A 25,332-nucleotide genomic window follows, 5' to 3' on the forward strand; every position below is an offset into this window, starting at 1 on the left:
ACTATGGCTGTGTTCAAGGAAATTTCCCCCAACGCTTCGGCGGGCGCCAAGCTCACCAACTGGTTTGAAAACCGGTTTCCTACAGCGTTTGACGCCTACCGCGTCCACATGTCGGAGTACTACGCTCCGAAGAACTTCAACTTCTGGTACATCTTTGGCTCGCTCGCCCTTCTGGTGCTGGTGCTCCAGATCGTCACCGGTATCTTCCTCACGATGCACTACAAGCCAGACGCTGCGCTGGCGTTTGGCTCGGTGGAATACATCATGCGCGACGTGCCATGGGGCTGGTTGATCCGCTACATGCACTCCACGGGGGCGTCGGCGTTCTTCATCGTCGTCTATCTGCACATGTTCCGCGGCCTGCTCTACGGCAGCTACCGCAAGCCGCGCGAGCTGGTCTGGATCTTTGGTTGTGCGATTTTCCTGGCGCTCATGGCCGAAGCCTTCATGGGCTACCTGCTGCCCTGGGGTCAGATGTCGTATTGGGGTGCTCAGGTCATCGTGAACTTGTTCTCTGCCATTCCATTTATCGGCCCCGATCTGGCCTTGCTGATCCGTGGCGACTACGTGGTGGGTGATGCGACCCTCAACCGTTTCTTCAGCTTCCACGTTATCGCCGTTCCGCTGGTGCTGCTGGGCTTGGTGGTGGCGCACCTGTTGGCGCTGCACGACGTGGGTTCCAACAATCCTGACGGCATTGAAATCAAGGGCCCGAACGCTCCACGCGACGACAAGGGCCATCCCCTCGACGGCATTCCCTTCCATCCCTATTACACGGTGCACGACATCCTGGGCGTCTGCCTGTTTCTGATGGCTTTCACGGCGGTGATCTTCTTTGCTCCGGAAGCGGGCGGGTATTTCCTGGAGTACAACAACTTCATCCCCGCTGACCCGCTGAAGACGCCCCTTCATATTGCCCCGGTTTGGTATTTCACACCGTACTATTCCATGCTGCGCGCCATCACCAGTGAGATGGTGTATGTGCTGATTGCCTGCGTAGTGCTGGGTGCCGGCTTTGGTGTGATCAAGGGCCGCATGCCCGTGATCTTCAAGGGCATCATTGCTGCCACAGCCGCCGTTGGCATCCTGTTGATGCTCAATATCGACGCCAAGTTCTGGGGCGTGGTGATCATGGGCGGCGCGGTCGTCATCCTGTTCTTCCTGCCTTGGCTCGACTGCAGCCCGGTCAAGTCCATCCGCTATCGCCCGAGCTGGCATAAATATGTCTATGGCGTTTTCGTCATCAACTTCTTCATGCTGGCCTATTTGGGCGTGCAGCCGGTGTCGCCTTTGGGTGAGCGCCTGTCGCAAATCGGCACCCTGTTCTATTTTGGGTTCTTCCTCCTCATGCCCTGGTGGAGTCGGCTGGGAGAACCCAAGCCAGTGCCTGACCGCGTAACCTTTGCTGCGCACTGAGCCAGGAGATGCAGATCATGAAAAAAATCATTCTCTCGTTCGTTGCGGCGCTGGGTCTCATTGCAGGTGCTGCGCATGCTGCCGGTGGAGGGGCTGCCCTGGACAAGGCGCCCAACCGCATCAATGACCTGCCAGCGCTGCAAAACGGTGCCAAGCTGTTTGTGAATTACTGCATTGGCTGCCATTCCGCTGCGTTCATGCGCTACAACCGCCTGACCGATATCGGCCTGACACCGCAGCAGATCAAGGACAACCTGCTGTTCACCACGGAAAAGATCGGTGAGACCATGAAGGCCACCATTGATCCCCACCAGGCCAAGGAATGGTTTGGCGCCAATCCACCAGACCTCACGGTGATCGCGCGCTCGCGCGCCGGTCTCGGCGGTTCAGGTGCGGATTACCTCTATACCTTTCTGCGGACCTTCTATCGGGATGACACCAAGGCCACGGGTTGGAACAACATCGTGTTTCCCAATGTAGGCATGCCCAATCCGTTGTGGCAGTTGCAGGGTGACCACCGCCCGGTTTTTGAAGAGCACGAGAGCCATGGCCAGACAGTGCATGCCTTGAAGGGTTGGGAGCAGAAGGCAGCTGGCAGCATGACGCCTGTTCAGTACGACGAAGCGATCGGCGATCTCGTCGGCTATATGCAGTGGATGGGCGAACCGGCACAAAAGACCCGCGTGCGGATTGGTGTGTGGGTGCTGATATTCCTGGCTTTCACCACGGTGCTTGCCTGGAAGCTCAATGGGGCATTCTGGAAAGACGTCAAGTAGTCCAGGGCTTTGCCATGCCGCATCGAGCGATGCGGCGTTTTTCTGAGAGTGGGCGTCATCGGCGTTCCACTCTTTTGGTTTTTAGGAGATTCGCTTCATGATGGTGCTTTATTCGGGTACGACCTGTCCTTTTTCCCACCGTTGCCGGTTCGTCCTGTTCGAAAAAGGAATGGATTTTGAGATTCGCGACGTCGATCTCTACAACAAGCCAGAAGACATCGCGGTGATGAATCCCTATGGCCAGGTGCCCATCCTGGTTGAGCGCGACTTGATTCTCTATGAGTCGAACATCATCAACGAGTACATTGACGAGCGCTTCCCACACCCCCAGTTGATGCCAGGCGACCCGGTAGACCGGGCCCGCGTGCGGCTGTTTTTGTTGAACTTCGAGAAGGAGCTCTTCGTTCACGTCAACAGCCTTGAATCGCGCGCAAGCAAGGGCAATGAAAAGGCCTTGGAGAAAGCGCGTGCGCATATCCGCGACCGCCTGACGCAGCTCGCCCCCGTATTTCTGAAGAACAAGTACATGTTGGGCGAGAATTTTTCGATGCTCGATGTCGCCATCGCTCCCCTCCTCTGGCGCCTGGACTACTACGGCATCGATCTGAGCAAGAACGCTGCACCTCTGCTGAAGTATGCCGAGCGCATCTTTTCGCGGCCGGCGTACATCGAAGCACTCACGCCGTCGGAAAAGGTCATGCGCAAGTAAAAGACACGTCGCCATGAACGCTCAGGAATCCACCTCGACCCGGCCTTATCTGATCCGGGCGCTGCACGAATGGTGCAGCGACAACGGCTTTACGCCGCATATCGCTGTGAAGGTCGACGAATCGGTTCGTGTTCCGCTAGAGTACGTGAACAACGGGGAAATCATTCTGAACGTCGCTATGGATGCCACCAGCAGCCTGCAGCTGGGCAATGATTTCATCGAGTTCAAGGCCCGTTTTGGTGGGCAGCCGCGAGACATTCTCGTGCCGGTAGGGCGCGTGATCGCCATCTACGCGCGCGAGAATGGGCAGGGTATGGCGTTTCCGCCGCCGACAGATTTTTTGCCCGACACGCTGGACGAAGGCAGTGCGCTGCTGGTGCAGGATCCGCCCCCCCCAGATGCCAGACCCGTGGTGCAGTTGGTGCCTGAACCGGCAAGTGACAGCCAACGCCAGCCCCCCGACGAGCCCAGACCACCGGAAGGCGGGAAGGGTACGCAGCGCCGCCCGCCCTCGCTAAAGCGCGTGAAATGAGTTCGAACGCCGAGAGATCCGAAATCCACGTTTAAAATCTCTGGTTCGCCGATTTAGCTCAGTGGTAGAGCAACCGCCTTGTAAGCGGTAGGTCGTCAGTTCAATCCCGACAATCGGCACCATCTGGATGCAAACGTGATGAGAAGAAAAAGAGCGCAGTGTCTCTTGTTGCTTGGCCCGATAGATAGAAAAATCGAGCTATAATTTATGACTTGGCGGCTGTAGCTCAGTTGGATAGAGTACTTGGCTACGAACCAAGGGGTCGTGGGTTCAATTCCTGCCAGCCGCACCAAAAAGGTAAGCCCTGATACTGCAAGGTATCAGGGCTTTTTCCTTTTGTGCTTTGATTTGTGGTGCTTGGCTTCGTATGGAAAGGGACATTGCATGAGCAAAGCGTTCACACGCGAAACGGATGAGGAAACTCCCTATTCGCTGCCTCCTCTGCCGCCCCTTGGTGCGGCGCGCAATTACATGACACCGGGCGGCTACGCGAGCTTGCGTAGCGAGTTGCTGCAATTGATGGACGAAGAACGTCCGCAAGTGGTCGAGGTGGTGCATTGGGCGGCACGCAACGGTGACCGTTCAGAAAACGGCGACTACCTCTACGGCAAGAAGCGCCTGCGCGAAATTGATCGCCGCATTCGCTTTCTAACGTCACGTCTGGAGACAGCCGAAATCGTTGATCCCAGCGTGCACGCGGGCAGCGATCAGGTGTTCTTCGGCGCTACAGCGCGATATCTTGATGAGCAGGGTAAGGAGACCACAGTCACGATCAAGGGAATCGATGAGGCTGACAGTGGGCAGGGCGAGATCAGCTGGATTTCTCCGGTGGCGCGGGCGCTTTTAAAAGCTCGAATAGGGGACGAGGTGCGGCTGGAGACGCCCTCGGGTATGCGCTTGCTGGAGATTCTCTCGGTGAGCTACCCGGATCGGTCAGTGTAGGAACCAGCAAATGGCTCCGCCGCCACTACTGCGTCGGTAGTGAGCGTACAACGCGCAAGACTGCGGGGATGCGCCGCAGGCTGCGCAGCGCCGCCTCGAGATGCAGGGTGTCTCGCACGCCAATCACCAGGCGCAAATTCAAGGTGTCGAGCGCCATTTCCTCGTCCATGTCGATATGCGTGATGTCCGCTTCTGCCGTTGCCAGTTCGGCAGCAATGCGCGCGAGAAGTCCTTTGCCATTGTTCACAGTCACCGTCACACCGGTCTCGAACATGCGCGTGGGCTCGTCGCTCCAGTCCACGGAGATGAAGCGCTCGCTGTCTTTGGCTTGCAGCCGCTGGGCGACTGCGCACCAGGCCACGTGCACCACCAGACCTTCACCCCGGCCCAGATAACCCACGATCTGGTCACCTGGTACGGGCCGACAGCAATGCGCATATTTCACCGATGCGTTTTCGCTGCCATCGAGCGAAACACCCCCTTGTGAAATGGTTTCGTGCGATGTGAAGCGTTCGCGCGTAAGAAGCAGTGCGTCGGGCCGGTGGCCGTGCTCAGCCATCAGCACGAACAAGCGCTTGGCAACAATGGTGGCGATGCGTTTGCCCAGGCCGATATCGACCATCAGTTCGCTGCGATCGCGGCTGCCAGTGAAACGCAGAAGCTTGTCCCACAGGGGCTGCATTTCGTCAGAGCTTGGCGGCAGCTGTTCCAGGCCCTCGGCTCGCAAGGCCTGGGTGAGGAGTTTTTCTCCAAGTGCTTCGGAATCCACCTGGTTGAGCAGCTTGAGGTGGCTGCGAATCCGCGAACGTGCTCGGCCTGTACGTACGAAGCCCAGCCAGGCCGGGTTGGGCGTGGTGGTTGGATTGGTGATGATCTCTACGACGTCGCCGTTGTGGATCTCGGTGCGCAGCGGCACTTGTTCGTCGTTGACTTTGGCTGCCGCCGTGTGGTCCCCCACGTCGCTGTGTATGGCGTAGGCGAAGTCAATGACTGTGGCACCGCGCGGGAGCGCAAGAATCTGGCCTTTGGGCGTGAAGACGTAAACGGCATCGGGGAAGAGATCCACTTTGACATGGTCCCAGAACTCGGCGGCGTCGCGGGTTTCATTCTGGATGTCCAGCAAAGATTGCAGCCATTTGGTTCCCAGGCGCTCGGCGGAGCTCCCTTCGGCATCTTGCTGCTTGTAGAGCCAGTGCGCGGCTACGCCCGCTTCTGCCACCAGATGCATTTCTTCGGTACGCATCTGAAACTCGATATTCACGTTCGAAGGACCCACCAACGTGGTGTGCAGCGATTGGTAGCCGTTGACTTTGGCAATCGCGATATGGTCCTTGAACTTGCCCGGCACGGGCTTGTACATCTGATGGAGGATGCCGAGCGCGGTGTAGCATGCAGTGACGCTTCCCACGATCACGCGAAAGCCATAAATATCGGTCACCTGGGCAAAGCTCAGGTGCTTTTGTTCCATTTTCTGATAAATCGCGTAAAGCGTTTTCTCTCTGCCCGCCAGGCGCGCCTGCAGCCCCACCCGCGCAAAGGCAGCATCCACGTCGGCTTGCACCTTCTGCACCAGATCGCGTCGCCGATTGCGCGCTTTTCCTACGGCCTTGGACAGCGTCATGTAGCGCCACGGATGCAGGTAGCGAAATGACAGGTCCTGCAGTTCGCGATAGGTTTGGTTCAGCCCCAGGCGGTGGGCGATAGGAGCGTAGATTTCCAGCGTTTCTGAGGCAATGCGCCCCCATTTGGCGCGCGGCATGTCGCCCATGGTGCGCATGTTGTGGGTGCGGTCTGCCAACTTGATGAGGATGACACGCACGTCGCGCGCCATCGCAAGCAGCATTTTGCGAAACGATTCGGCCTGGTTTTCTTCGCGCGTGTCGAACTGCAGCTTGTCGAGCTTGGTCAAGCCGTCCACGAGTTCCGCCACGCTGGCGCCAAAACGCTCTATCAGATCCGCTTTGGTGACGCCGCAGTCTTCCATGGCGTCGTGCAAGAGCGCTGCCATCAGAGCCTGGGCGTCAAGCTTCCATTCGGCACATTGCGCCGCCACGGCAATCGGGTGCGTGATATAGGGCTCGCCGCTGTTGCGCAATTGCCCGAGGTGGGCTTCGTCGGCATAGCGATAAGCCTGGCGCACCAGTTCCACCTGCGAAGGCTCCAGGTAGTCCAGACTGTCGGTCAGCGCAGCGAAGCTGGCGGCTGCTGCGTTGGCGGCGGCCACGGCATTGCTCACAGGGAGTGTGCGCTCCTGTGCCTGACTATCAGCCACAGGGGCTGCGTTCGACTCCACGTTCATGCCTTAAATGTAGCGCGCGAGCTTGCCGAACTGCAGCAGCATGAAAAAAGCACCGGCTTGCGGTGCTTGTTTTCGGATGGGCCCGCGCGTCAGCCGGGAACCTTCTTGAGCATTTCTATGCCCACCTTGCCCGCTGCAATTTCGCGCAGCGCCGTGACACCGGGCTTGTTGCGGCTTTCGATACGCGGCGTATGGCCCTGGCTCAGCATGCGCGCACGGTAGGTTGCAGCAAGAACAAGCTGAAAACGGTTGGGGATCTGCTCAAGGCAGTCTTCGACGGTGATGCGGGCCATGGATTCTCCGAAAGGGTCAAGGGATGTTCAGCAATTCGAACGTCTCTGAACGTGCGCGGCGTTGCGCCGCGTATTTGAGTCGCTGGGCGTGTGCAATTGCCTTGAGGTCAAAAAGCGCGCGCTCAAATAGCTCGTTGATTATAACGAAGTCGAATTTGTGCACCTGCGCCATTTCCGCCTTGGCGTTGCGCAGCCGCATTTGTATGACTTCTGACGAATCCTCGCCCCGGCGCTCCAGACGCGAGCGCAACTCGTCCCAACTCGGCGGCAGGACGAAGACGAGCACCGCGTTGGCAAATGCCGCCTTGATCTGCAGAGCACCTTGAAAGTCAATCTCCAGAATGACGTCGTTTCCCTGTGCGATCCGCTCCTCGATGGATTTCTTGGAGGTGCCGTAGCGATTGCCGTGCACCAGCGCCCATTCCACGAACGCGTCGCTGGCCACCATGGCGTCAAATTCGGACTCGGAGGCGAAGAAATACTCCCGTCCATGCTTTTCCTGCCCACGCGGTGCGCGCGTCGTGTGGGAGATGGACGGGTGGACGTGCGAATCGAGTTCCAGCAGGGCTTTGACAAGGCTCGATTTGCCAGCGCCACTGGGGGCGGCAACGACGAAAAGGTTGCCTGGGTATTCCTTGCTTGTACTCATGATCGGTTGGCGCCGCAGCGGGCGTTTTACTCTAGGTTTTGCACCTGTTCGCGCATCTGCTCGATCAGGACTTTCATGTCTACGCTGATGCGTGTGAGCTCCAGGGCCGATGATTTGGACCCCAGCGTGTTGGCTTCGCGGTGCAGTTCTTGAATCAGGAAGTCCAGCCGCTTGCCCACTTCGCCACCCTTGCCCAGGAGCCGCTCGATCTCGGTGATATGCGAGTCGAGCCGCGTCACTTCCTCGGCCACGTCGATGCGGATCGCGAAGGCGGTGGCTTCGGACAGCGCCCGATCCTGCGCTGCCTCGGGCGTGGCGCTTCCCTCGGCCAGGCCCATGGCCTCCTTCCAGCGATCCATGAAACGCTGGCGCTGCTGTTCCACCAACTGTGGTACGAGGGGGGTGGCCAGCTCCGTCAGTGCACGCAATTGCTTGAGGTGGCCGCGCAGCATGGCCGACAGGCGCTCTCCCTCCTGGGCGCGGGCATCCAGAAGGCCCGTGAGCACGTTTTGTGCGAGTTGCGTGATGTTGAGGGCGCCGGCGTCAAGCGCAGGCGTCGAGTTGCTGCACAGACGCAAGACGTCGGCTACGGAAAGCGGGCGAGCTTCTGGCAGCCAGGACTGCACGGCGTCCTGCATGGACGACAGGCGCTGCAGAACGCGCGTGGGTGGGTCAGGCAGTGCATTGCTGTCCAGACCTTCAAGTGCGGCACGTACTTCGATCTTGCCGCGTTTGACTTTGGCGGTGACCAGGGCGCGCAGCATGGGCTCGAAACTACGCAGCTCGTCAGGCAGGCGAAACGACAGGTCGAGAAAGCGGCTGTTGACCGAGCGAATCTCCATGCCCAAGCGGCGCACGGCTTGCGTGCGAGGCTCGCCTTCCGCGCTTGCGGCAGGGGCGCCAGTCTGGGCGCTGGCGTAGCCGGTCATGCTGTAAACTGCCATGGGACTTTTCTTGTTTGCTAGCGAACCGGCGATTATCCGGGTTCTCGTCCGCCATCGAAACACACGCGCAGAATATGTCCAAAATCAAGCCGGCACCGCTGCCCCCCGACACCGTGATTGGCGGCTACCGCGTGGTACGGCGGGTGTCGTCCGGCGGCTTCGGTGTCGTTTATCTGTGCATGGACCCAGATGGTCAGCAGGTGGCCGTCAAAGAGTACCTGCCTTCGTCCTTGGCAACGCGTACCCCAGGCGAGCTGCTGCCCAAGGTGCCGCCTGAAAAGCTGTCTCTCTATCGCCTGGGGCTCAAGAGTTTTTTTGAAGAAGGCCGCGCCTTGGCGCAGATATCGCACGCCTCGGTGGTCAGCGTCCTCAATTTCTTCCGGGAAAACGAAACCGTCTACATGGTGATGAACTACCTGGAGGGCGCCACCCTGCAGGATTTCATCATCACAGCGCGCGATCTCAAGCAGCAAAAGGTGTTCCGCGAGTCCACCATCCGCTCGCTCTTTGACGAAGTGCTGCGCGGCATGCGCATCGTGCACCAGCACAAGATGCTGCACCTGGATATCAAGCCAGCCAATATTTTCATCACCGACGACAACAAGGCAGTGATGATTGATTTTGGCGCGGCGCGTGAAGTGCTCTCCAAAGAAGGTAACTTCATTCGCCCGATGTACACGCCGGGCTTTGCTGCCCCCGAGATGTACCGGCGCGATTCCTCCATGGGCCCCTGGACCGACATTTACGCCCTTGGTGCCTGCATCTACGCCTGCATGCAAGGTTTTCCGCCCAATGAAGCGCCGCAGCGGCAGGACAAGGATCGCCTTTCGCTCTCGCTCGCGAAGCTGCGCGGCGTGTATTCCGACAATCTCATTGAGGTGGTCGAGTGGTGCATGGCGCTGGACCCGCTCTCGCGGCCGCAATCGGTGTTTGCGCTGCAAAAGGAACTCTCGCGCGAGGGCGAGCGCCGGTACACCAAGCTCACAGTGACCGAAAAAATGCGCCTGCAGCTCGATACCCTGGTTGCGGAAACGCGCAAAAGCGTGACGCGGCCTGGCGACGCTCCGGCAGCCGGAGTCAAGGCCAAATGAAGTTTTCCATTTTTCAGATCAGTCGGCGTGGCGGGCGTGAGAACAACGAAGACCGCATGGGGTACTGCTACACGCGGGAGTCGGGCCTTTTTGTGCTTGCCGATGGGATGGGTGGTCACCCTGAGGGCGAAGTGGCAGCCCAGATTGCGCTGCAGACCGTGGCCGCCATGTACCAGCGGCAGGCCAAGCCGCAACTGCCAGATGTGCCGGAGTTTCTATCGAACGCCCTGCTTGCGGCCCACCACCAGATCCTGCGTTACGCAAGCGACAAGGGAATGATCGATTCGCCGCGCACCACCTTGGTGGCGGCCGTGGTCCAGAACGGCTGCGCGAGCTGGGTGCACTGCGGCGATTCGCGCCTGTACATGGTGCGCGGCGGCGGCTTGCTGACGCGCACGCGCGACCACTCTTATCTTGAACTGCACAACATGCCACCAGGGCTTGAGCACATCAACCGCAACGTGCTGTTCACCTGCCTGGGTTCGCCCACCAAACCCATTTACGACACCACCGGACCGGTGCCCCTGGAGCAGGGGGACCGCATCTTGCTCTGCTCGGATGGCCTCTGGGGCACGCTGAGCGACGAGGAAATCGCCGCCGAACTGGGGCGCAACGTGGTGTCGCAGTCGGTTCCGGAACTGGTCGAAACTGCATTGCGCAAGGCCGGCGACAGCAGCGACAACGTCACCGTGGTGGCGCTGGAATGGGAGACGCCTGACAGTTTCGAGTCCACGCAGGGCGTGTCCACCGACAGCATCAGCGACGACGTGTTTGCCTCCACCATCCAGGCCGGACCGCTCGATGGACTGGTGGACGACCTGGACGACGCCGCCATCGAGCGCTCGATTGCCGAGATCAACGAGGCCATTCGGCGCTCGGCCGAGCGCAGACGCTGACCATGCGTCGCGCAGAGCACTGCGCAGATTGGCTCGCGCCCCACAGGCCGGCGCTTTCATTTTTTCAGAAGAATCTTGCCCATCATGAACCCAGTTTCCCGCTCCGGCGGCCGCGCCAGCCATGCGCTTCGCCCGGTGCGCATCACGCGCCAGTTCACCATGCATGCCGAAGGCGCTGTGCTGATCGAGTTTGGCAATACGCGTGTGCTGTGCACCGCATCGGTCGAAGAAAAAGTGCCCCCGCACCAGCGCGGCAGCGGGAAAGGTTGGGTCACGGCGGAATACGGCATGCTGCCGCGCGCCACGCACAAGCGCAGCGACCGCGAAGCTGCCAAGGGCAAGCAAAGTGGGCGCACCCAGGAGATCCAGCGCCTCATTGGCCGGTCGCTGCGCGCGGTGTTTGATCTGGAGGCCCTGGGAGAGCGCAGCATCGTGCTCGACTGTGATGTGCTGCAGGCCGACGGCGGCACCCGCACGGCCGCCATCACCGGCGCGTGGGTGGCCGCGCAGGACGCTGTCGCTTCGCTCGTAGCGCGCGGCCTGCTGGCGCGCTCCCCCATTCGGGACGCCGTGGCGGCCGTCTCGGTGGGCGTGGTGGACGGAGTGCCCCTGCTTGACCTGGACTACCCCGAGGACGCCGCCTGCGACACCGACATGAACGTGGTTATGACCGGTGCTGGACACTTCGTGGAAGTGCAGGGCACGGCAGAAGGCGCGGCATTCAGTCGCGCAGAAATGAATGCGCTGCTTGACCTGGCGCAGCAAGGCATTGCCGAGTTGGTACTGTTGCAGCGTGAATCGCTCCTAAAAAAGTAGCTGCTGGCGATTTCTGGATAAGCGCTGGAGGCATATTTGACTATGAAAATCGTTCTTGCATCGAACAACCTGGGCAAGCTTGCAGAACTGCAGGTCTTGTTCGCCCCGCTGGGCGTCTCGCTGGTGCGCCAGGCCGAGCTGGGCGTGGGCGAAGCCGAAGAACCGCATCGCACATTTGTCGAGAACGCGCTGGCCAAAGCACGCTTTGCCGCACAGCACACGGGCCTGCCGGCACTGGCTGACGATGCGGGCTTGTGCGTGGATGCATTCGGCGGGCTGCCGGGCGTCGACACGGCGCACTACGCCGTGCAGTTCGGCTACCCCAAGGGCGACGACAACAACGTGCGCGCCCTGCTCGAACAAATGCGGGGCCAGGACAATCGCCGCGCCGCGCTGGTCAGCACCCTGGTGGCGCTGCGCAGCCCGCAAGACCCAGAGCCCTTGATTGCCGTGGGCCGGGTCGTGGGCGAGATCGCGCTTGCGCCACGGGGTGGGCACGGTTTTGGCTTTGATCCGGTGATGGTCATTCCTGAACTCGGCAAGACCTTTGCCGAGCTTGATCCGGAAGTCAAAAACAGCCTGAGCCACCGGGGCCGCGCGGCTCGCAGCATGCTGGCCTTGATGCGCGCCAACTGGATGGGATGACCACCAGTTTGAGCCACTGCGTACCGCCACCCCATGACCATTCCCATCCTTCCCGCCGACGAAGCGGCGCCAGCGCCGCAGCGCGACATCCAGCACTACATGCGTCCCGGCCTGCTGCAACTGCGGGCGCTGCCGCCGCTTTCTCTCTATGTGCACCTGCCCTGGTGCCTGAAGAAATGCCCATACTGCGACTTCAACTCGCATGCCGTCGGGGGTGCGGGTGCCTTGCCCGAGGCGCGATACCTGGACGCCTTGCGCGCCGACCTGGAAGCCGCCTTGCCGCTGGTCTGGGGCCGACCAGTGCAGACGGTCTTCATTGGCGGAGGCACGCCCAGCCTGTTTTCGCCGGCCTCCATCGACCAGTTGCTGGGAGACATCCGCGCGCTGCTGCCGCTGACGGCGGGCGCTGAGGTCACGCTTGAAGCCAACCCCGGTACCTTTGAAAAAGACCGCTTTCGCGCCTACCGCGCCGCCGGTGTCACACGCCTGTCCGTCGGCGTGCAAAGCTTCAGCGACACCCATCTGGCGGCGCTGGGCCGGGTGCACGACGGTGCGCAGGCCCGTGCCGCCGTAGAAGAGGCGGCGCAGGCTTTCGACACCTTCAACCTTGACCTGATGTACGCCCTGCCGGGGCAAGAGATGGCGGCGCTGGACGCCGATCTCGAGATTGCGCTGGCACTTGCGCCCCCGCACCTGTCGATCTACCACCTCACCATCGAGCCCAACACCGTTTTTGCCAAATACCCGCCGGTGGTTCCCGAGGACGATCTGGCCTACGCCATGCTGGACCGCATCACCGAACGCACTGCGGCGGGGGGTCTGCAGCGCTATGAGGTGTCCGCCTATGCGCGAGCCGGCCACGAATGCGCGCACAACCTCAACTACTGGCAGTTTGGCGACTACCTGGGCATCGGCGCCGGTGCGCACAGCAAACTCAGTTTTGCCCACCGCGTGGTGCGCCAGACGCGGTTTCGGGAGCCCGTGCTGTATATGGAGCGCGCGCTCTCGGGCAACGCCGTTGCACAAGATGCCGATGTGCGCCGCGCCGACCTGGCATTCGAGTTCATGCTCAACGCCTTGCGGCTGCGGGGTGGCTTTGGGCTACAGGATTTCGTTGAACGCACTGGCCAGAGTGTCGCCTCCATCGCCCCGGCGCTGGACAAAGCCGAAGCCCAGGGCTTGATTGCGCGCGACATGGTGCATGTGCGCCCCACGGAGCGGGGCTTTGACTTCTTGAGCAATCTGCAGGAATTGTTCCTGCCTGGCTGACCTGGCCGACGCCTTACCCGCAGCGCGCCGCGACAATGCGCCCGCTGGCGTCCACGTCCAGATTCAGCCGCTCGGCGTCGTATTCCTTGGTCACCATTTGCCCTGGGCGAATGGTGCGTGCCATGCGGGCGCCTGCGGCGACGCGGGCCGCCTCCACGTTGCGTGCGGTGCTGTTCTGGCCAATGGCCGATTGCGCCGGGCCAGCGTCGCAGCGCCCCCCAGGCGGTGGAATGTTGGGCCGCACGTCGATCGGCGCAGGTGGTGGTGGGCTGGCGCAAGCCGCCAGCAGAGCGGCGGCGGCCAAGGCGGGAATCAGGCGGGGGTGCATGCAAGCGTTCCTTGGTTCAAAGCCTGCACCATAGCGTGGGCGGCAGGCCGCCCACGTCAGCATGCGTAACTGGGCATTTCAGCCCATCCCCGGCATGCCGCAGATCGCGGTGCGGACAGCGATGGGTGTCGGCAACGAGGTTTCCAGGCGCAGAGCTTCCGGTCTGGGCGGGTCGCGTCAGGGCGGTGGGAAACCATGGGATGTCGCGGATTGACAACCCACCGCTCTGGCGTATCGTGCTTTTCATCAAAGAGAGGGTATGCGATGGGTGTTGTTTATCACTACGGGCTGGCAGATTTTCAAACCATTGCGGCCGGTGCGGCCGTGCTGGCCAGTGGTGGTGGCGGCAGCTACCAAGATGCCTGTTCGATCCTTCAGGAGCTGGCCAGCCAGGGCTGGAGTGGCACGGTTACCGTACAGGACTATGACGGCGCCACCAATGCCTGTGTGTTGGCCATCATGGGCTCGCCCGATGCGGCCGACAGCCTCACGCTGTCGGCGGTGCAAAACTCGATCAGCAATACCGTCGCCGTGATGGAGGCCAGCACTGGCGCTGTACTGAGCGCCCTGATCCCCGTCGAGATCGGGCCCATCAACTCGCTGGTGCCGCTGATTGGCGCGGCCATGTCCCAGGGCGCGGTGTGGGTGGTGAACGGCGATGGCGCCGGCCGTGCGGTGCCCGAACTGCCCCAGACCACCTATACCGGTGGGGAGCAGCTCGCGCCATGCCCTGCCGCCCTGGCCAGCGATGCCTCCACCCTTGCAGATCTCGAAACGGCCGTGTTGGGGGCATCCAGCGCCGCGCGGGTCGAAACCCTGGCGGGCGGGGTGGTGGCTGGATTTGGCGGGTATTCGGGCATTGCCATGTGGCCCTCCAACGCCAGCAACGGCTTTGCCTTGTCGGGCAGCTACCTTGCGGGCACGTTGGAGCAGGCGCGCGGCTTGGGGCAGTTTCTGCTGCAGGCTGCGACGCCGCCGGCCACCGCAATTGTGGCAAATACCATCACCACGCTGACCGGCCGCTCTGCCAGCGCGGTGGTGACCAACTTCTTCATCACCTCGGTCACGCAGTCCACGTCCAGCGCGTCGCTCGATTCGGGCATCATCCGCCTGGACAACACGCAGGACCCGGCCCAGAGTACCGAGACGCACTACCTGTACAACCTGAACGAGAGCCTCATCACGTACTCGTCTGCAAGCACGAGTCCCGACGTCATCGCCCCGGACTCCATCTGCTACTACTCGGAGAGTACGGGGCGCGGCTTCTCCAACGCCAGCGACGACCTGGCCCTGTACTTTGACGCCACCATGGGCAAAAGCACGGGTCAGAGGGTGAGCGTGATTGCCGTGAAAGCGGCGCCCCAGCTTTACAACACGCCCGGTGTCGTGGCGTCGTTTGCTGCGCTTCTGCGCAATATGGGCTACGCAGGCGCCATGCCAGCGGCCTGATGGATCCACTGGTTTGATGCCATGGGTGATGAAGCAGACCTGAACAGGGAGCGGCTGGAGCTAGTGCTGGAAGCCGCGGGGCTGGATCTGTGGGAGAACGATCTGGTAAGCGGCCAGGTCACTCACAAGGCCACCAAGACATTTTTGGAGCTGGGCTTCACCGAGGACGAAATTGTCTCGGGGGTGCAGGACATCTTTGGCCTGTTTCACCCCGGCGACCTCGACAGAGTGCAGCAGGCTGTGGCCGACCATGTGGCGGGCATCACGCCGCAATACCGCGCCGAGTTCCGGCTGCGCTCGAAGGCGGGCGAGTGGATCTGGTTTGCCAACTACGGCCGCATCATGGACCGCAGTAGCGCCACGCCCGGCAAACGCCTGATTGGCGTCACCTTCAATATCCACGATCGCAAGCAGAAAGAAGACGAGATTGCGCAAATCAACCACCAGTTGGTCGAGCAGAACAAGCTGTTGCAAGAGCTGAACGCTGCGCTGGAACTATTGGCGGCCCACGATGCGTTGACTGGCCTGGCCAACCGGCGCGCGCTCATGCAGATGGGGGCCAACGAATGCAAGCGCACCGAGCGTTTCGATCACCCTCTGTCGCTGATGGTGGTGGATATTGACCTGTTCAAGACGGTCAACGATGCCTGGGGGCACTTGGCAGGCGACCGCATGATCTGCGCTGTGGCTCAGGCTTGTGCGGCGCGCAAGCGCAGTGGTGTGGACATCGTGGCGCGCTTTGGCGGGGAGGAGTTCGTCATCGTGTTGCCTGAAACCGATGGCGTCAGCGCCTTGCGCGTGGCCGAATCACTGCGCAACGAAGTGGCCGCGACGAGCGTGCCGGTCAATGATGAGGGGACGTGCCTGTCGGTCACCGTGAGCATTGGCGTGGCCACGATGCGCAAGGGTTCAGGGCTCGGTTTTGAAGAACTGGTGAACCGGGCCGACAAGGCTCTCTACCGCGCCAAGGAGAGGGGGCGCAATGCCGTGTACTGCGCGGATGTGCCGCAGGGTTCCGTTTCTGCAGTGCATATGCTCGTCGGTTCCGGTGAAGACAGGAGCGGCGCACTGCTCACTTGAGCCAACTTGTAAGGCGGAGCGACCAGCAAATGCAGGGCGCCAAAATTCTAGTAAAAATGGGCTCTAGCGCTTATCTATAAAGCGTAGCAAGCTATAAAAAAAGAAGTAAAAATCAAGCATCCGCGCTTCATCAAGCTATTGGCATCGACCTGCAGCCTGATGAATCGCCGCCCGGATTCTCTGGTAGGTGCGCATTTGGCGGAGACTGTGAGATTCGAACTCACGGACGGTTGCCCGTCGGCAGTTTTCAAGACTGCTGGTTTAAACCACTCACCCAAGTCTCCTGTGGCAGGCCCGCATTCTAGCGGGGCGCGCTGTTCTCACATGCCCAGCGAGCGCAGCAGCTCATCGGTGTCGTTGTCGGGTGGTGGTGGTGGGGCGACGTCGCGTGGGGCATTGGCTTCCGCCATGACTTCATCGGGGTTGGCCCGTTGCTGCGGCTCGAAGTCGTAGAGCTTGAGGAACTCGGTGCGGTCAATCGCCAGCTCCAGGTAGAAAATGTTGTTGTTGCCTGTGTAGAAGGTCACGCGCCGGGCCTCGGGCTGGTCGAGGTTCGCGTCCACGCTCAACATCACCTGTTTGTTGAGCACCAGCATCTTGGGCTGATTCTGGGTGATGTGGGTTTGCAGTTCGCGCCGCACTTTGCCCGTGAAGTCGCCGGCCACCTGGTTCATCAACTCGCCCATGACATTGCTCACCTCGTCGGAGGTATACGAGCGCGCCAGTTCGTCCTTGGACATGCCCATGCTCAGGAGGTAACTGGAATACAGCTCCATCGCCGCCTGGGCCGAGAAGTTGATCACCATCAGGCCCGAGAATCCGCCGTCGAACAGCACGAAGCAGCCAATATCAGGCCGCAGGCAGGTCTTGGTGATGCGCTGCACCATGGCCGAGTATTGAATCTGGCTCTGGGTTGCAACAGTCAGCACACGCGTTACCGAATTGCACAAACTGGTCAGCACATGTTCGGTGCTGTAGACGACGCGGTCGGTGGAGGAGCTCATGGTGCGTTCTCGGTGGTGATGTGCTGGCGCGAAGCTGCATGGTAGGGCATGGCGCGACGAGGGCGTGCTGGAATTTTTGGCGTTGGGCGGGCGTGTGCACGATTTGAAGGGCCCGTTGGGCCCAGATTGAGGCTGCGCCGAGCGCGGCTCACAGCGGGCGCACCCGTCGCCGGGCGCCAAGCGATGCGGCCCCGAACGCCAGAATGGCAAGCCACTTTGCCGTTGCTGCCAAGGCCGCCAGCGCATACAGCGTGGACGCGGCGGCAGGCCTGCCATCGGTTAGCAGCAGGTGCAGGGCGTTTTCGCCCGCATCTGCCAGCGCTGCGACGGGAAGCGACCACACAACGAGCCAGGCCAGTCTGCGGTGCATAGCCCGCGCCGCCGCGCACTGCCGGCCGTAGGCAAAGCCAAAGGCGCCATACAGCACCAGGAGCACAAAGTCGGCCGAAAAATGGGCACGGTAGAGCGCGATGCCGTGCGCCTGCCACTGCTCCAATACGCCTTGAAACGATGACGCTGTGAAAGAAAACTGCAGCCGCAAGATGCCCGGCTCCAGCGGTGCGAGATACACGGCGATGCCGATGAACACGGCCAGTGCTGCGAGGCCAAGGTAAAGAGGGCGAAGCATGGTGTCGAGGGCAGACGGTGTTGCGGGCTGTTTTTCAGGCAGGCAGATGGGGCACCACCTCGTGCCATTGTCCCGGTGCAAGGCCGTCCAGGCACCAGGGCCCGATCTGCACCCGCACCAGGCGCAGCGTGGGCAGGCCCACCGCAGCGGTCATGCGGCGCACCTGGCGATTGCGGCCCTCGCGCAGGGTGAGGGCAATCCAGTGTGTGGGAATCTGGGTACGTACGCGGATGGGCGGGTCGCGAGGCCACAGCGCGGGATCTGGCAGCAGAGCCGCCTCGGCCGGGCGCGTGATGCCGTCGCTCAGCCGCACGCCGGTACGCAATTTTTCCAACGCTGCTTCGTCGGGTGCACCTTCCACCTGCGCCCAATAGGTCTTGGGCAGCTTGTGGCGCGGGTCGGCAATGTGCGCTTGGAGTGCCCCGTCGTTGGTCAGCAGGAGCAGGCCTTCGCTGTCGCGGTCCAGCCGGCCGGCGGGATAGACGTTGGGGACGTCGACAAAGTCGCTCAGGGTCTGGTGCGTGCCGTCGCCGCTGAACTGGCTGAGCACGTCAAAAGGCTTGTTGAGCAGGAGCAGACGTGGCTCCGATGGCGCAGGCCGGGCTCTGCGCCGTACCTGGGGCTGCGCGGGGCGGGGGTGTGAGGGCGGCGCAGTCGCCATACCTGTGGGCCGCCGTTTTAGCTGCCCGTCAGCGCCCGGTAGGCGCTGCGTGTTTCGGGGGACACCGAGGCCACCAGTTGGGCGTGGGGCGTGTGGTGCCGCGTCAGCATGCGCGCCGACGCCACCGCGCGCGACTTGCAGAACCAGTGGCAACTGTGTTGCATGAGGAACAGTTCGGCAGAAATGAGAAAGGCACGGTCGCGCGGCGAACGCGCTGCATCGGTGCGCAGGGCGCGCGCGATGCCGTTGGCATGCACGGCCAGCAGCTTGCGCATATCAAAGCTGGCATGCGGCAGCAGGGTGCTGGCCCAGGGCAGCGAGAACGCCAGCGTACTGGCCCGCGCCTGGGCAGCGGGCACGGCGGCAAAATCGCGCGCCAACTGGGCGAACTGGGTGGCAAGCTGCGCTTCGCTGCCCTCCAGTACGGCAAATATCTGCGCCTGGCGCGCGGGATCGCTCTCGCCCAGGGCGCGCAGATAGCCTTGCGTCACGGTTTCCATCAGCTTTTCAATTTGCAGTGGGCCCAGGTGGTGGGCGAGCAGGGCAATGCGCTGGCGCTGCTGGTGGCCGTTGGCCATCAGCAGGCCGCTGCCACCCAAGAGCAGAAGAAGAAAAACGGGGTCCATGAATGTGCGTCGGGTTGAGGGCGATGCTGAATAAGTCACCGCGATGACGCGTGCCGTGCTTCGGGATGGGATGCAAGGGGGCGGCCCTCCGCGCGCGAACCGCAGTCATAGCGGCAGCTATGGCGAGGATTTGCAACGCCGCAGACCGCCCGAGGTGCGGATGCGCGGCGCGTAAGGGACTTGTTCAGCATTGCCTTAGATTTCAAGGTTGTCGATGAGGCGCGTCGGGCCCAGCCGGGCGGCGCCCAGCACCACCAGCGCATCGCCCGGCTTGGGTGCCAGCAGGTCACTGCGGCGGCGCACGCTCAGGTAATCCGTTTGCCAGCCGCGTGCATCGAGCTGCGCACGCGCCGCTTGCTCCAGCGCCTCGCGCTGCGCGGGCAGGGCATCGCCGGCAGCTTTTGCGGCTTCGCCCAGAGTGCGCAGCGCCCTGGACAGCGCAACGGCCTCGGCGCGCTCGGATGCGCTCAGGTAGCCGTTGCGCGAACTCAGCGCCAGGCCGTCCGGGGCGCGCTCGGTGGGGTTGGCGACGATGTCGATGGGAAGGGTAAATTGCTGCACCATGCGCCGCACCACCATCAGTTGCTGGTAGTCTTTCTGGCCAAACACTGCGATGCCACTCGTCTTGCCGGCAAACACGGCGGAAAACAGCTTCATCACCACCGTGCACACGCCGGTGAAGAAGCCGGGACGAAATTCGCCTTCCAGCAGGTCGGCGAGCTGCGAATCGGGCAGTATTTTGAAGGTTTGTGGCTCGGGGTACAAATCGCGCTCGCGCGGGGCAAACAGCACCTGGCAGCCGGCAGCGGCCAGACGCTCGCAGTCGGCGTCCCAGGTGCGCGGGTAGCTATCGAAATCTTCGTGCGGCAGGAACTGCAGTCGGTTCACAAAGATGCTCGCCACCGGCACTTCGCCCAGTTGCACGGCGCGGCGCATCAGGGCGATGTGGCCATCGTGCAGGTTGCCCATGGTGGGCACAAAGGCGGGGCGGCCGAGGGGGCCGAGTACGGCGCGCAGGTCGGAGATGCTGTGGACGATGTGCATGAAAAAGAAGGAATGGTCGAAAAACTACCAGGCGTGCAATGCGTCGTCGGGGAAGGTCTGGGCCTTGACGGCGGCCACGTAGGCCTCCATGGCGCCGCGCACGCTGCCGGCGTCCTGCATGAAGTTGTGCACGAAACGCGCCATTTTCCCCAGGTTCATTCCCAGCATGTCGTGCAGTACCAGCACCTGGCCGGCCGTGCCCTTGCCGGCGCCGATGCCGATGGTGGCGCACTGGGTCAGTTCGCTGGTCAGCTCGGCCGATAGCTGCGCCGGCACCATCTCCAGCACCAGCATGGCGGCGCCGGCATCCTGCAGCTCGCGCGCCTGGCGGCGCAGCGCCTGAGCGGCCTGGTCGGTCTTGCCCTGTACGCGGTAACCACCCAGGGCGTGCACGGTCTGCGGCGTGAGTCCCAGGTGGGCGCACACGGGAATGCCGCGCTCCACCAGGAACTGCACGGTGGGCGCCGTCCAGCCGCCGCCTTCGAGCTTGACCATGTGCGCGCCGGCGCGCATCAGGGCGCAGGCGCTGCGCAAGGCTTGTTCGCGGCTCTCCGCATAGCTGCCGAAGGGCAGGTCAGCAATCAACCAGGCGGTGCCCTGCACGCGGTGCAGGCCACGCGCCACGCTCTCCGTGTGGTAGACCATGGTCTCCAGCGTCACGCCCACGGTGCTCGGCAGCCCCTGGCAGACCATGCCCAGCGAGTCGCCCACCAGCAGGCATTCGACGCCCGCAGCATCGGCCACGGCGGCAAAGGTCGCGTCGTAGGCGGTCAGCATGGTGATTTTCTCGCCGGACTCACGCATCTGCTGCAGGCGCGGCAGGCTGACCGGGCGGCGCTGGGGCAGGGGCGATGCGGGAGGCAGGGTGCCGTAGGGCGTGCCTGCGGGCTGGACAGGCGGGGCAAGCGGTTCGGTCATGGCTGGCGGCGCTGAAACGATGGACCTGGGAGTGTAGTCGTGCCTCCTGTGCAGCTATTGCCCGGCCGCCGGATGTACCCCGCAGCCAGCGCTATGCTTGGCGCCCATGAACTCTTCTTTGGACACCCTTGAAGCCCCGCTGCGCGCGCAGGTGCTGCTGGACGTGGCCCGTGCACTGCAGGAAGACCTGGGCGCCGGCGACCTGACTGCGGGCCTGGTGCCTGCCCACCGGCGCGTGCGCGCCCGTATCCTGGTGCGCGAGGCGGCGGTGCTGTGCGGCGCCCCATGGGCTGAGGCCGCGCTGCGCACTCTGGACCCGGCCGTCGAACTCACCTGGCATGTGGCCGAGGGCGGACGCTGCGCTGCGGACCAGATGGTGCTTGAAATGCAGGGTGACGCCCGTGCCCTGCTCAGCGCCGAGCGCACGGCTTTGAATTTTCTGCAGATGCTGTCCGCCGTGGCTACGAAGACGCGCAGCTACGTGGACGCCGTGGCCGGCACCAAGGCGCACATCGTGGACACGCGCAAAACCCTGCCCGGCCTGCGCATTGCACAGAAATACGCGGTGCGGATCGGCGGCGGCACCAACCACCGCATCGGCCTGCACGACGCCGTGCTGATCAAGGAAAACCACATTGCCGCTGCCGGTGGCGTGGCCGCCGTGCTGCGCGCAGCGGCCGAGGTGGCGGCGCGCGCCGAATTCATCGAAATCGAGGTCGAAACGCTGGAGCAATTGCGCGAGGCGCTGGACGCTGGCGCGCGCATGGTGCTGCTCGACAACATGGACATCGCCACGCTGCACGAGGCAGTGCGCACCAATGCGGCGCACTCGGGCGGAGGCGCCATTCTTGAGATTTCGGGTGGTGTCACGCTGGATGGCCTGCGTGCGCTTGCAGAAACCGGGGTCGACCGCATCTCCACCGGAGCGCTGACCAAGGACGTGAAGGCCACGGACTTTTCGATGCGCATAGAAGTATGGTGAACAACCCCCTGCGTCGCCTTCGGCGCCTCCCTGCCGCCGTCAGAGACGACTGCTCTTCGGGCACGTCCAAGCCTGCGTCGGCAGGCTTGGAGCCGCGGCCCTCAGCCCCTTCTCTCGCTGCGCGGGAAGGGGGACGACGCCAGTGCGGCGGGGCGGCCCTTGCACGGCGTCCGCTGGCCTTGGCCCTGCAACTTCGACGTTTGGCCGGTGCAGTGAAGCACCCTGGAGCACTGAAATGAATTCTGTTATTGCCATTAAAGAGATCGAGTACGAACAGCCCCGCGAGGGCACGGACGGCTCCACCTGCTCCACCAAATACGCGTGGGCGCGCGTGCCCACCGAGCTGACGCAGGACGAGCGCGCTGCCACCAAGGACAAGATCCGCCGCCTGCTCAAGGAGAAGAACGCGGTGATGGTGTCGCACTATTACGTGCACCCCGACCTGCAGGACCTCGCAGAGGAAACCGGCGGCATCGTCAGCGATTCGCTGGAGATGGCGCGCTTTGGCCGCGACCACGCGGCGCAGACGCTGGTGGTCTCGGGTGTGCGCTTCATGGGCGAGACGGCGAAGATCGTCTCGCCCGAAAAGACCGTGCTTATGCCCGATCTGGATGCCACCTGCTCGCTTGACCTGGGCTGCCCCATCGACGCATTCAGCGCGTTTTGCGACCAGCACCCGGACCGCACGGTGGTGGTCTACGCCAACACCAGCGCTGCGGTGAAGGCGCGTGCCGACTGGCTTGTCACGTCGAGCTGCGCGCTCGACATCGTGCGCGCGCTCAAGGACGCCGGGCAAAAAATCCTGTGGGCGCCCGACCGGCACCTGGGCGCCTACATCCAGCGTGAGACCGGCGCCGACATGGTGATGTGGAACGGCGCGTGCATCGTGCACGACGAGTTCAAGGCCTTCGAGCTGGAAGCGCTGAAAAAAGACCATCCCGGCGCCAAGGTGCTGGTGCACCCCGAGTCGCCGCCCGACGTCGTTGCGCTTGCCGATGCAGTGGGTTCGACCTCTGCCATCCTGCGAGCGGCGCAAGAGATGGATGCGCGTGAGTTCATCGTTGCCACTGACAGCGGAATGATGCACAAGCTGCGCACGCTGAACCCCGACAAGGTGTTCTACGAGGCCCCCACCGCTGGCAACAGCGCCACCTGCAAAAGCTGCGCCCATTGCCCCTGGATGGCGATGAACGGCCTGGCCGGCGTGGCTCAGGTGCTGGAAACTGGCGCCAACACCATCCATGTGGATCCGGCCATCATCCCGCGCGCCCGCCTGCCGATTGACCGCATGCTGGCCTTTACCGCCGCGCTAAAGAAGGGGCAACCTGTAGCGGGGCTGGTGCCGAATATTGGTGCGGCGTAGAATTTGCTATTGTATTGATAGCTGTCAGCGCTTTCTACTTATGCGCTAGAGCCAATTTCTCATAAGAAGAATGCGTTCCCTGACTTCCTTCGGCTTGCTGCACCGTGCAAGGTCGTGCCTGCCGTGAAGCGCGTTTCCCCGCCAGAGGCCGAGACGGCCCGCATCGACTTTGCCCAGCCGCTGGATGCCGCCGCTCCGCGCCTGCGCTGTGCCTTTGGCGTACCGCGCCAGGTGCTGGTGGCGCAGCAGGTGGGCGAGGTTCGCGCCGTGCTCGATGCCGTGCATGCCGCCGCGCAGCAAGGCCACTGGTGCGTGGGCTATGTGCGCTACGAGGCGGCGCCTGCCTTCGATACCGCGCTGCAAACCTACACTGCAGACGGTCCGCTGGCCTGGTTTGCCGTGCACGATGCCCCCCAGCCCTGGCCTGCCGAGGAGCCGCAGGAGACGGCGCGTGTGGTGTGGAACAGCGGCCTGGAGCGCAGCGCCTTTGACGCCGCGCTGGGCCGCATCCAGCAGGCCATCGGCGCGGGCGAGCTGTACCAGGTCAACTACACCGGACCCCTTACCGGCGCGCTGCAAGGCAGTGCGGCGGCGCTGTTTGCCGCGCTGCAGCGCGCCCAGCCCGGCGGCTATGCGGCGCACATCGGTGCGGGAGGTGAGCAGGTGCTCTCCGTCTCGCCCGAATTGTTTTTTGACTGGCAGGACGCACCGGGTGGTGGCGATATTCTGGCTCGCCCCATGAAGGGCACGGCAGCGCGCGGCGCCACGCCCGAGGAGGACGCCGCCCAGGCCACCCAACTGCGCACCGCGCCCAAGGAGCGCGCCGAAAACGTGATGATCGTGGACCTGCTGCGCAATGACCTTTCGCGTATTGCCCAGCCGAACAGCGTGCAGGTACCTCGGCTGTTTCATACCGAACCGCTGCCCACCGTGTGGCAAATGACCTCTGACGTGCGCGCGCGCACCCGAGCGGGAGTCCGTCTCGCCGATGTGTTTGGTGCGCTGTTTCCGTGCGGCTCCGTCACCGGGGCGCCCAAGGTGCGCGCCATGCAGATGATCCGCAGGCTTGAGCCGGGGCCGCGCGGGGTGTACTGTGGGGCGGTGGGAGTGGTGCGGCCCGGCGGCCCGGCAGCTGCTGGCGGCTTGTATCCGGTGGCGGCCACCTTCAACGTGCCCATCCGTACGGTGGTGCTTCGCACAGGTGAGACAGATTCGGGTACGGCGGTGCGCGTCACTTGCGGCATCGGCAGTGGCATCACTGTGGACTCCAACTGCCAGGGAGAATGGAATGAGTGGCGCCACAAGCGCGCCTTTGTCGAGCGCGCCAGCGAGTCGTTTGACCTCCTTGAAACCCTGGCGTTGATAGAAGGCAAGTTCGATCATGCCGATCTTCACCTCGCGCGCATGGGTGAAGCCGCAGCGCATTTCGGCCTTCCATGGAACTTGCACGCTGTTCGACAAGAGCTGCAGATTGCCGCGCTCCAGTGCCACGTCGGTGCATGGCGCGTGCGCCTTTTGCTGTCGGTCGATGGAAGTGCGCGCGCCGAAACCTTTGCCATGCACCCCACGCCTACACCGGTGCACCTGCAGCTTGCAGGCGAGCCGCTGCGAGAGGCCGCCGGAGAATTTTGCCGCTACAAAACCACACGGCGAGCGCACTACGACGCTTTTGCTCCGTCGCAACCGGGCGTGTTCGACACGGTCCTCTACAACGAAGCCGGTGAAATCACCGAATGCACGCGCGGCAATGTCGCGATGCGACTGGAGGGTCGCTGGGTGACTCCGCCGCTCGCATGCGGCTTGCTGCCCGGGGTGGGGCGTGCACTGGCGCTTCGCTCTGGCAGGTTGGAAGAAGCCGTGGTCTGTCTCGAAGATGTCCCACGTGTCCAGGCGTGGGCTTTTGTCAATAGCTTGCGCGGGTGGCTGGATGCGAAGCTGGTGATACCCGTCGTCTGAACAGCAGATGCTTGTA

The 25,332-nt window shown here is 62.8% G+C and carries 26 protein-coding genes and 3 tRNA genes; 17 read left to right on the forward strand and 12 right to left on the reverse strand.

Translation table 11 applies throughout. The features are described from left to right. Positions 1-3: 3 nt before the first annotated feature. The 7 genes from C6571_RS11720 to greB all read left to right on the forward strand — a co-directional run bounded on the left by C6571_RS11720 (position 4) and on the right by greB (position 4,375). On the forward strand, positions 4-1,416 hold the full coding sequence (locus C6571_RS11720) for a cytochrome b (protein ID WP_106446837.1): 1,413 nt from the start codon (positions 4-6) through the stop codon (positions 1,414-1,416). 17 nt (positions 1,417-1,433) lie between these two features. Next, positions 1,434-2,192 carry a cytochrome c1 gene (locus C6571_RS11725; protein WP_106448207.1) on the forward strand — a complete coding sequence of 253 codons (759 nt, stop codon included), beginning with the start codon at positions 1,434-1,436 and terminating at the stop codon, positions 2,190-2,192. 97 nt (positions 2,193-2,289) lie between these two features. Next, on the forward strand, positions 2,290-2,901 hold the full coding sequence (locus C6571_RS11730) for a glutathione S-transferase N-terminal domain-containing protein (protein WP_106446838.1): 612 nt from the start codon (positions 2,290-2,292) through the stop codon (positions 2,899-2,901). A gap of 13 nt (positions 2,902-2,914) precedes the next feature. Beyond that, entirely contained in the window at positions 2,915-3,433 is a 519-nt protein-coding gene (locus C6571_RS11735; RefSeq protein WP_106446839.1) for a ClpXP protease specificity-enhancing factor, read from the forward strand. 47 nt (positions 3,434-3,480) lie between these two features. Next, positions 3,481-3,555: transfer RNA gene (locus C6571_RS11740), tRNA-Thr, on the forward strand. Positions 3,556-3,648: 93 nt separating this feature from the next. Beyond that, positions 3,649-3,725: transfer RNA gene (locus C6571_RS11745), tRNA-Arg, on the forward strand. 92 nt (positions 3,726-3,817) lie between these two features. Further along, positions 3,818-4,375: a transcription elongation factor GreB gene (greB, locus tag C6571_RS11750; RefSeq protein ID WP_106446840.1), complete on the forward strand. Its 558-nt coding sequence runs from the start codon at positions 3,818-3,820 to the stop codon at positions 4,373-4,375. A gap of 25 nt (positions 4,376-4,400) precedes the next feature. Here the strand turns inward: greB and C6571_RS11755 are convergent, their stop codons facing one another. The 4 genes from C6571_RS11755 to C6571_RS11770 all read right to left on the reverse strand — a co-directional run bounded on the left by C6571_RS11755 (position 4,401) and on the right by C6571_RS11770 (position 8,560). Next, positions 4,401-6,674, reverse strand: a complete 2,274-nt coding sequence (locus C6571_RS11755; protein WP_106446841.1) for a RelA/SpoT family protein — start codon at positions 6,672-6,674, stop codon at positions 4,401-4,403. An 89-nt stretch (positions 6,675-6,763) separates the two neighbouring features. Continuing rightward, positions 6,764-6,967, reverse strand: coding sequence for a DNA-directed RNA polymerase subunit omega (gene rpoZ, locus C6571_RS11760; RefSeq protein WP_106446842.1), 204 nt, complete (start codon positions 6,965-6,967; stop codon positions 6,764-6,766). A gap of 16 nt (positions 6,968-6,983) precedes the next feature. Continuing rightward, positions 6,984-7,616 carry a guanylate kinase gene (gmk, locus tag C6571_RS11765; protein WP_106446843.1) on the reverse strand — a complete coding sequence of 211 codons (633 nt, stop codon included), beginning with the start codon at positions 7,614-7,616 and terminating at the stop codon, positions 6,984-6,986. A 26-nt stretch (positions 7,617-7,642) separates the two neighbouring features. Beyond that, the gene (locus tag C6571_RS11770) at positions 7,643-8,560 is read right to left on the reverse strand and encodes a YicC/YloC family endoribonuclease (protein ID WP_211300630.1); all 918 of its coding nucleotides are present in this window, start codon (positions 8,558-8,560) and stop codon (positions 7,643-7,645) included. Positions 8,561-8,634: 74 nt separating this feature from the next. On the opposite strand from C6571_RS11770, the gene C6571_RS11775 reads away from it, so the two are divergent. The 5 genes from C6571_RS11775 to hemW all read left to right on the forward strand — a co-directional run bounded on the left by C6571_RS11775 (position 8,635) and on the right by hemW (position 13,277). Further along, positions 8,635-9,651: a serine/threonine protein kinase gene (locus C6571_RS11775; RefSeq protein WP_106446844.1), complete on the forward strand. Its 1,017-nt coding sequence runs from the start codon at positions 8,635-8,637 to the stop codon at positions 9,649-9,651. After that, on the forward strand, positions 9,648-10,547 hold the full coding sequence (locus C6571_RS11780) for a PP2C family protein-serine/threonine phosphatase (protein ID WP_106446845.1): 900 nt from the start codon (positions 9,648-9,650) through the stop codon (positions 10,545-10,547). The genes C6571_RS11775 and C6571_RS11780 overlap by 4 nt, the downstream gene beginning before the upstream one ends. An 84-nt stretch (positions 10,548-10,631) precedes the next feature. Continuing rightward, entirely contained in the window at positions 10,632-11,363 is a 732-nt protein-coding gene (rph, locus tag C6571_RS11785; protein ID WP_106446846.1) for a ribonuclease PH, read from the forward strand. A 42-nt stretch (positions 11,364-11,405) separates the two neighbouring features. Then, positions 11,406-12,008, forward strand: coding sequence for an RdgB/HAM1 family non-canonical purine NTP pyrophosphatase (gene rdgB / locus C6571_RS11790; protein ID WP_106446847.1), 603 nt, complete (start codon positions 11,406-11,408; stop codon positions 12,006-12,008). 33 nt (positions 12,009-12,041) lie between these two features. Next, positions 12,042-13,277 carry a radical SAM family heme chaperone HemW gene (hemW, locus tag C6571_RS11795; protein ID WP_106446848.1) on the forward strand — a complete coding sequence of 412 codons (1,236 nt, stop codon included), beginning with the start codon at positions 12,042-12,044 and terminating at the stop codon, positions 13,275-13,277. 13 nt (positions 13,278-13,290) lie between these two features. Here hemW and C6571_RS11800 read toward each other — a convergent pair whose 3' ends face one another. Next, on the reverse strand, positions 13,291-13,605 hold the full coding sequence (locus C6571_RS11800; RefSeq protein WP_106446849.1) for an I78 family peptidase inhibitor: 315 nt from the start codon (positions 13,603-13,605) through the stop codon (positions 13,291-13,293). Between the two features lie 264 nt (positions 13,606-13,869). Here C6571_RS11800 and C6571_RS11805 point away from each other — a divergent pair, with 264 nt between their 5' ends. Then, entirely contained in the window at positions 13,870-15,054 is a 1,185-nt protein-coding gene (locus tag C6571_RS11805; protein ID WP_106446850.1) for a DUF917 domain-containing protein, read from the forward strand. A 21-nt stretch (positions 15,055-15,075) separates the two neighbouring features. Continuing rightward, positions 15,076-16,134: a GGDEF domain-containing protein gene (locus C6571_RS11810; protein WP_106446851.1), complete on the forward strand. Its 1,059-nt coding sequence runs from the start codon at positions 15,076-15,078 to the stop codon at positions 16,132-16,134. A gap of 196 nt (positions 16,135-16,330) precedes the next feature. On the opposite strand, the gene C6571_RS11815 is transcribed toward C6571_RS11810, so the two are convergent. The 7 genes from C6571_RS11815 to panB form a co-directional block, all read right to left on the reverse strand. After that, positions 16,331-16,418: transfer RNA gene (locus C6571_RS11815), tRNA-Ser, on the reverse strand. A 36-nt stretch (positions 16,419-16,454) separates the two neighbouring features. Then, positions 16,455-17,138, reverse strand: coding sequence for a DUF3334 family protein (locus C6571_RS11820; protein WP_106446852.1), 684 nt, complete (start codon positions 17,136-17,138; stop codon positions 16,455-16,457). 148 nt (positions 17,139-17,286) lie between these two features. Next, positions 17,287-17,766, reverse strand: coding sequence for a hypothetical protein (locus tag C6571_RS11825; protein WP_146139329.1), 480 nt, complete (start codon positions 17,764-17,766; stop codon positions 17,287-17,289). A gap of 34 nt (positions 17,767-17,800) precedes the next feature. Beyond that, positions 17,801-18,427, reverse strand: a complete 627-nt coding sequence (locus C6571_RS11830; RefSeq protein WP_106446854.1) for a pseudouridine synthase — start codon at positions 18,425-18,427, stop codon at positions 17,801-17,803. 17 nt (positions 18,428-18,444) lie between these two features. Beyond that, positions 18,445-19,053, reverse strand: a complete 609-nt coding sequence (locus C6571_RS11835) for a hypothetical protein (protein WP_106446855.1) — start codon at positions 19,051-19,053, stop codon at positions 18,445-18,447. 195 nt (positions 19,054-19,248) lie between these two features. Next, on the reverse strand, positions 19,249-20,097 hold the full coding sequence (gene panC, locus C6571_RS11840; RefSeq protein WP_106446856.1) for a pantoate--beta-alanine ligase: 849 nt from the start codon (positions 20,095-20,097) through the stop codon (positions 19,249-19,251). 24 nt (positions 20,098-20,121) lie between these two features. Continuing rightward, positions 20,122-21,015, reverse strand: coding sequence for a 3-methyl-2-oxobutanoate hydroxymethyltransferase (panB, locus tag C6571_RS11845; RefSeq protein WP_106446857.1), 894 nt, complete (start codon positions 21,013-21,015; stop codon positions 20,122-20,124). A gap of 106 nt (positions 21,016-21,121) precedes the next feature. Here panB and nadC point away from each other — a divergent pair, with 106 nt between their 5' ends. From nadC to C6571_RS11860, 3 genes are all read left to right on the forward strand, one after another. Further along, entirely contained in the window at positions 21,122-21,997 is an 876-nt protein-coding gene (gene nadC / locus C6571_RS11850; RefSeq protein WP_106446858.1) for a carboxylating nicotinate-nucleotide diphosphorylase, read from the forward strand. A gap of 235 nt (positions 21,998-22,232) precedes the next feature. Beyond that, positions 22,233-23,360, forward strand: a complete 1,128-nt coding sequence (nadA, locus tag C6571_RS11855) for a quinolinate synthase NadA (protein WP_106446859.1) — start codon at positions 22,233-22,235, stop codon at positions 23,358-23,360. A gap of 123 nt (positions 23,361-23,483) precedes the next feature. Next, on the forward strand, positions 23,484-25,316 hold the full coding sequence (locus tag C6571_RS11860; protein WP_106448209.1) for a chorismate-binding protein: 1,833 nt from the start codon (positions 23,484-23,486) through the stop codon (positions 25,314-25,316). The last annotated feature ends 16 nt before the right edge of the window (positions 25,317-25,332 follow it).

Source organism: Simplicispira suum, assembly GCF_003008595.1.
GTDB lineage: Bacteria > Pseudomonadota > Gammaproteobacteria > Burkholderiales > Burkholderiaceae_C > Simplicispira > Simplicispira suum.

What these genes read in the sequence shown, in the direction of transcription:
- C6571_RS11720 (WP_106446837.1), top strand. Translation starts at nt 4, where the DNA reads ATGGCTGTGTTCAAGGAAATTTCCCCCAACGCTTCGGCGGGCGCCAAG.
- C6571_RS11725 (WP_106448207.1), top strand. Translation starts at nt 1,434, where the DNA reads ATGAAAAAAATCATTCTCTCGTTCGTTGCGGCGCTGGGTCTCATTGCA.
- C6571_RS11730 (WP_106446838.1), top strand. Translation starts at nt 2,290, where the DNA reads ATGATGGTGCTTTATTCGGGTACGACCTGTCCTTTTTCCCACCGTTGC.
- C6571_RS11735 (WP_106446839.1), top strand. Translation starts at nt 2,915, where the DNA reads ATGAACGCTCAGGAATCCACCTCGACCCGGCCTTATCTGATCCGGGCG.
- greB (WP_106446840.1), top strand. Translation starts at nt 3,818, where the DNA reads ATGAGCAAAGCGTTCACACGCGAAACGGATGAGGAAACTCCCTATTCG.
- C6571_RS11755 (WP_106446841.1), bottom strand. Translation starts at nt 6,674, where the DNA reads ATGAACGTGGAGTCGAACGCAGCCCCTGTGGCTGATAGTCAGGCACAG.
- rpoZ (WP_106446842.1), bottom strand. Translation starts at nt 6,967, where the DNA reads ATGGCCCGCATCACCGTCGAAGACTGCCTTGAGCAGATCCCCAACCGT.
- gmk (WP_106446843.1), bottom strand. Translation starts at nt 7,616, where the DNA reads ATGAGTACAAGCAAGGAATACCCAGGCAACCTTTTCGTCGTTGCCGCC.
- C6571_RS11770 (WP_211300630.1), bottom strand. Translation starts at nt 8,560, where the DNA reads ATGGCAGTTTACAGCATGACCGGCTACGCCAGCGCCCAGACTGGCGCC.
- C6571_RS11775 (WP_106446844.1), top strand. Translation starts at nt 8,635, where the DNA reads ATGTCCAAAATCAAGCCGGCACCGCTGCCCCCCGACACCGTGATTGGC.
- C6571_RS11780 (WP_106446845.1), top strand. Translation starts at nt 9,648, where the DNA reads ATGAAGTTTTCCATTTTTCAGATCAGTCGGCGTGGCGGGCGTGAGAAC.
- rph (WP_106446846.1), top strand. Translation starts at nt 10,632, where the DNA reads ATGAACCCAGTTTCCCGCTCCGGCGGCCGCGCCAGCCATGCGCTTCGC.
- rdgB (WP_106446847.1), top strand. Translation starts at nt 11,406, where the DNA reads ATGAAAATCGTTCTTGCATCGAACAACCTGGGCAAGCTTGCAGAACTG.
- hemW (WP_106446848.1), top strand. Translation starts at nt 12,042, where the DNA reads ATGACCATTCCCATCCTTCCCGCCGACGAAGCGGCGCCAGCGCCGCAG.
- C6571_RS11800 (WP_106446849.1), bottom strand. Translation starts at nt 13,605, where the DNA reads ATGCACCCCCGCCTGATTCCCGCCTTGGCCGCCGCCGCTCTGCTGGCG.
- C6571_RS11805 (WP_106446850.1), top strand. Translation starts at nt 13,870, where the DNA reads ATGGGTGTTGTTTATCACTACGGGCTGGCAGATTTTCAAACCATTGCG.
- C6571_RS11810 (WP_106446851.1), top strand. Translation starts at nt 15,076, where the DNA reads ATGGGTGATGAAGCAGACCTGAACAGGGAGCGGCTGGAGCTAGTGCTG.
- C6571_RS11820 (WP_106446852.1), bottom strand. Translation starts at nt 17,138, where the DNA reads ATGAGCTCCTCCACCGACCGCGTCGTCTACAGCACCGAACATGTGCTG.
- C6571_RS11825 (WP_146139329.1), bottom strand. Translation starts at nt 17,766, where the DNA reads ATGCTTCGCCCTCTTTACCTTGGCCTCGCAGCACTGGCCGTGTTCATC.
- C6571_RS11830 (WP_106446854.1), bottom strand. Translation starts at nt 18,427, where the DNA reads ATGGCGACTGCGCCGCCCTCACACCCCCGCCCCGCGCAGCCCCAGGTA.
- C6571_RS11835 (WP_106446855.1), bottom strand. Translation starts at nt 19,053, where the DNA reads ATGGACCCCGTTTTTCTTCTTCTGCTCTTGGGTGGCAGCGGCCTGCTG.
- panC (WP_106446856.1), bottom strand. Translation starts at nt 20,097, where the DNA reads ATGCACATCGTCCACAGCATCTCCGACCTGCGCGCCGTACTCGGCCCC.
- panB (WP_106446857.1), bottom strand. Translation starts at nt 21,015, where the DNA reads ATGACCGAACCGCTTGCCCCGCCTGTCCAGCCCGCAGGCACGCCCTAC.
- nadC (WP_106446858.1), top strand. Translation starts at nt 21,122, where the DNA reads ATGAACTCTTCTTTGGACACCCTTGAAGCCCCGCTGCGCGCGCAGGTG.
- nadA (WP_106446859.1), top strand. Translation starts at nt 22,233, where the DNA reads ATGAATTCTGTTATTGCCATTAAAGAGATCGAGTACGAACAGCCCCGC.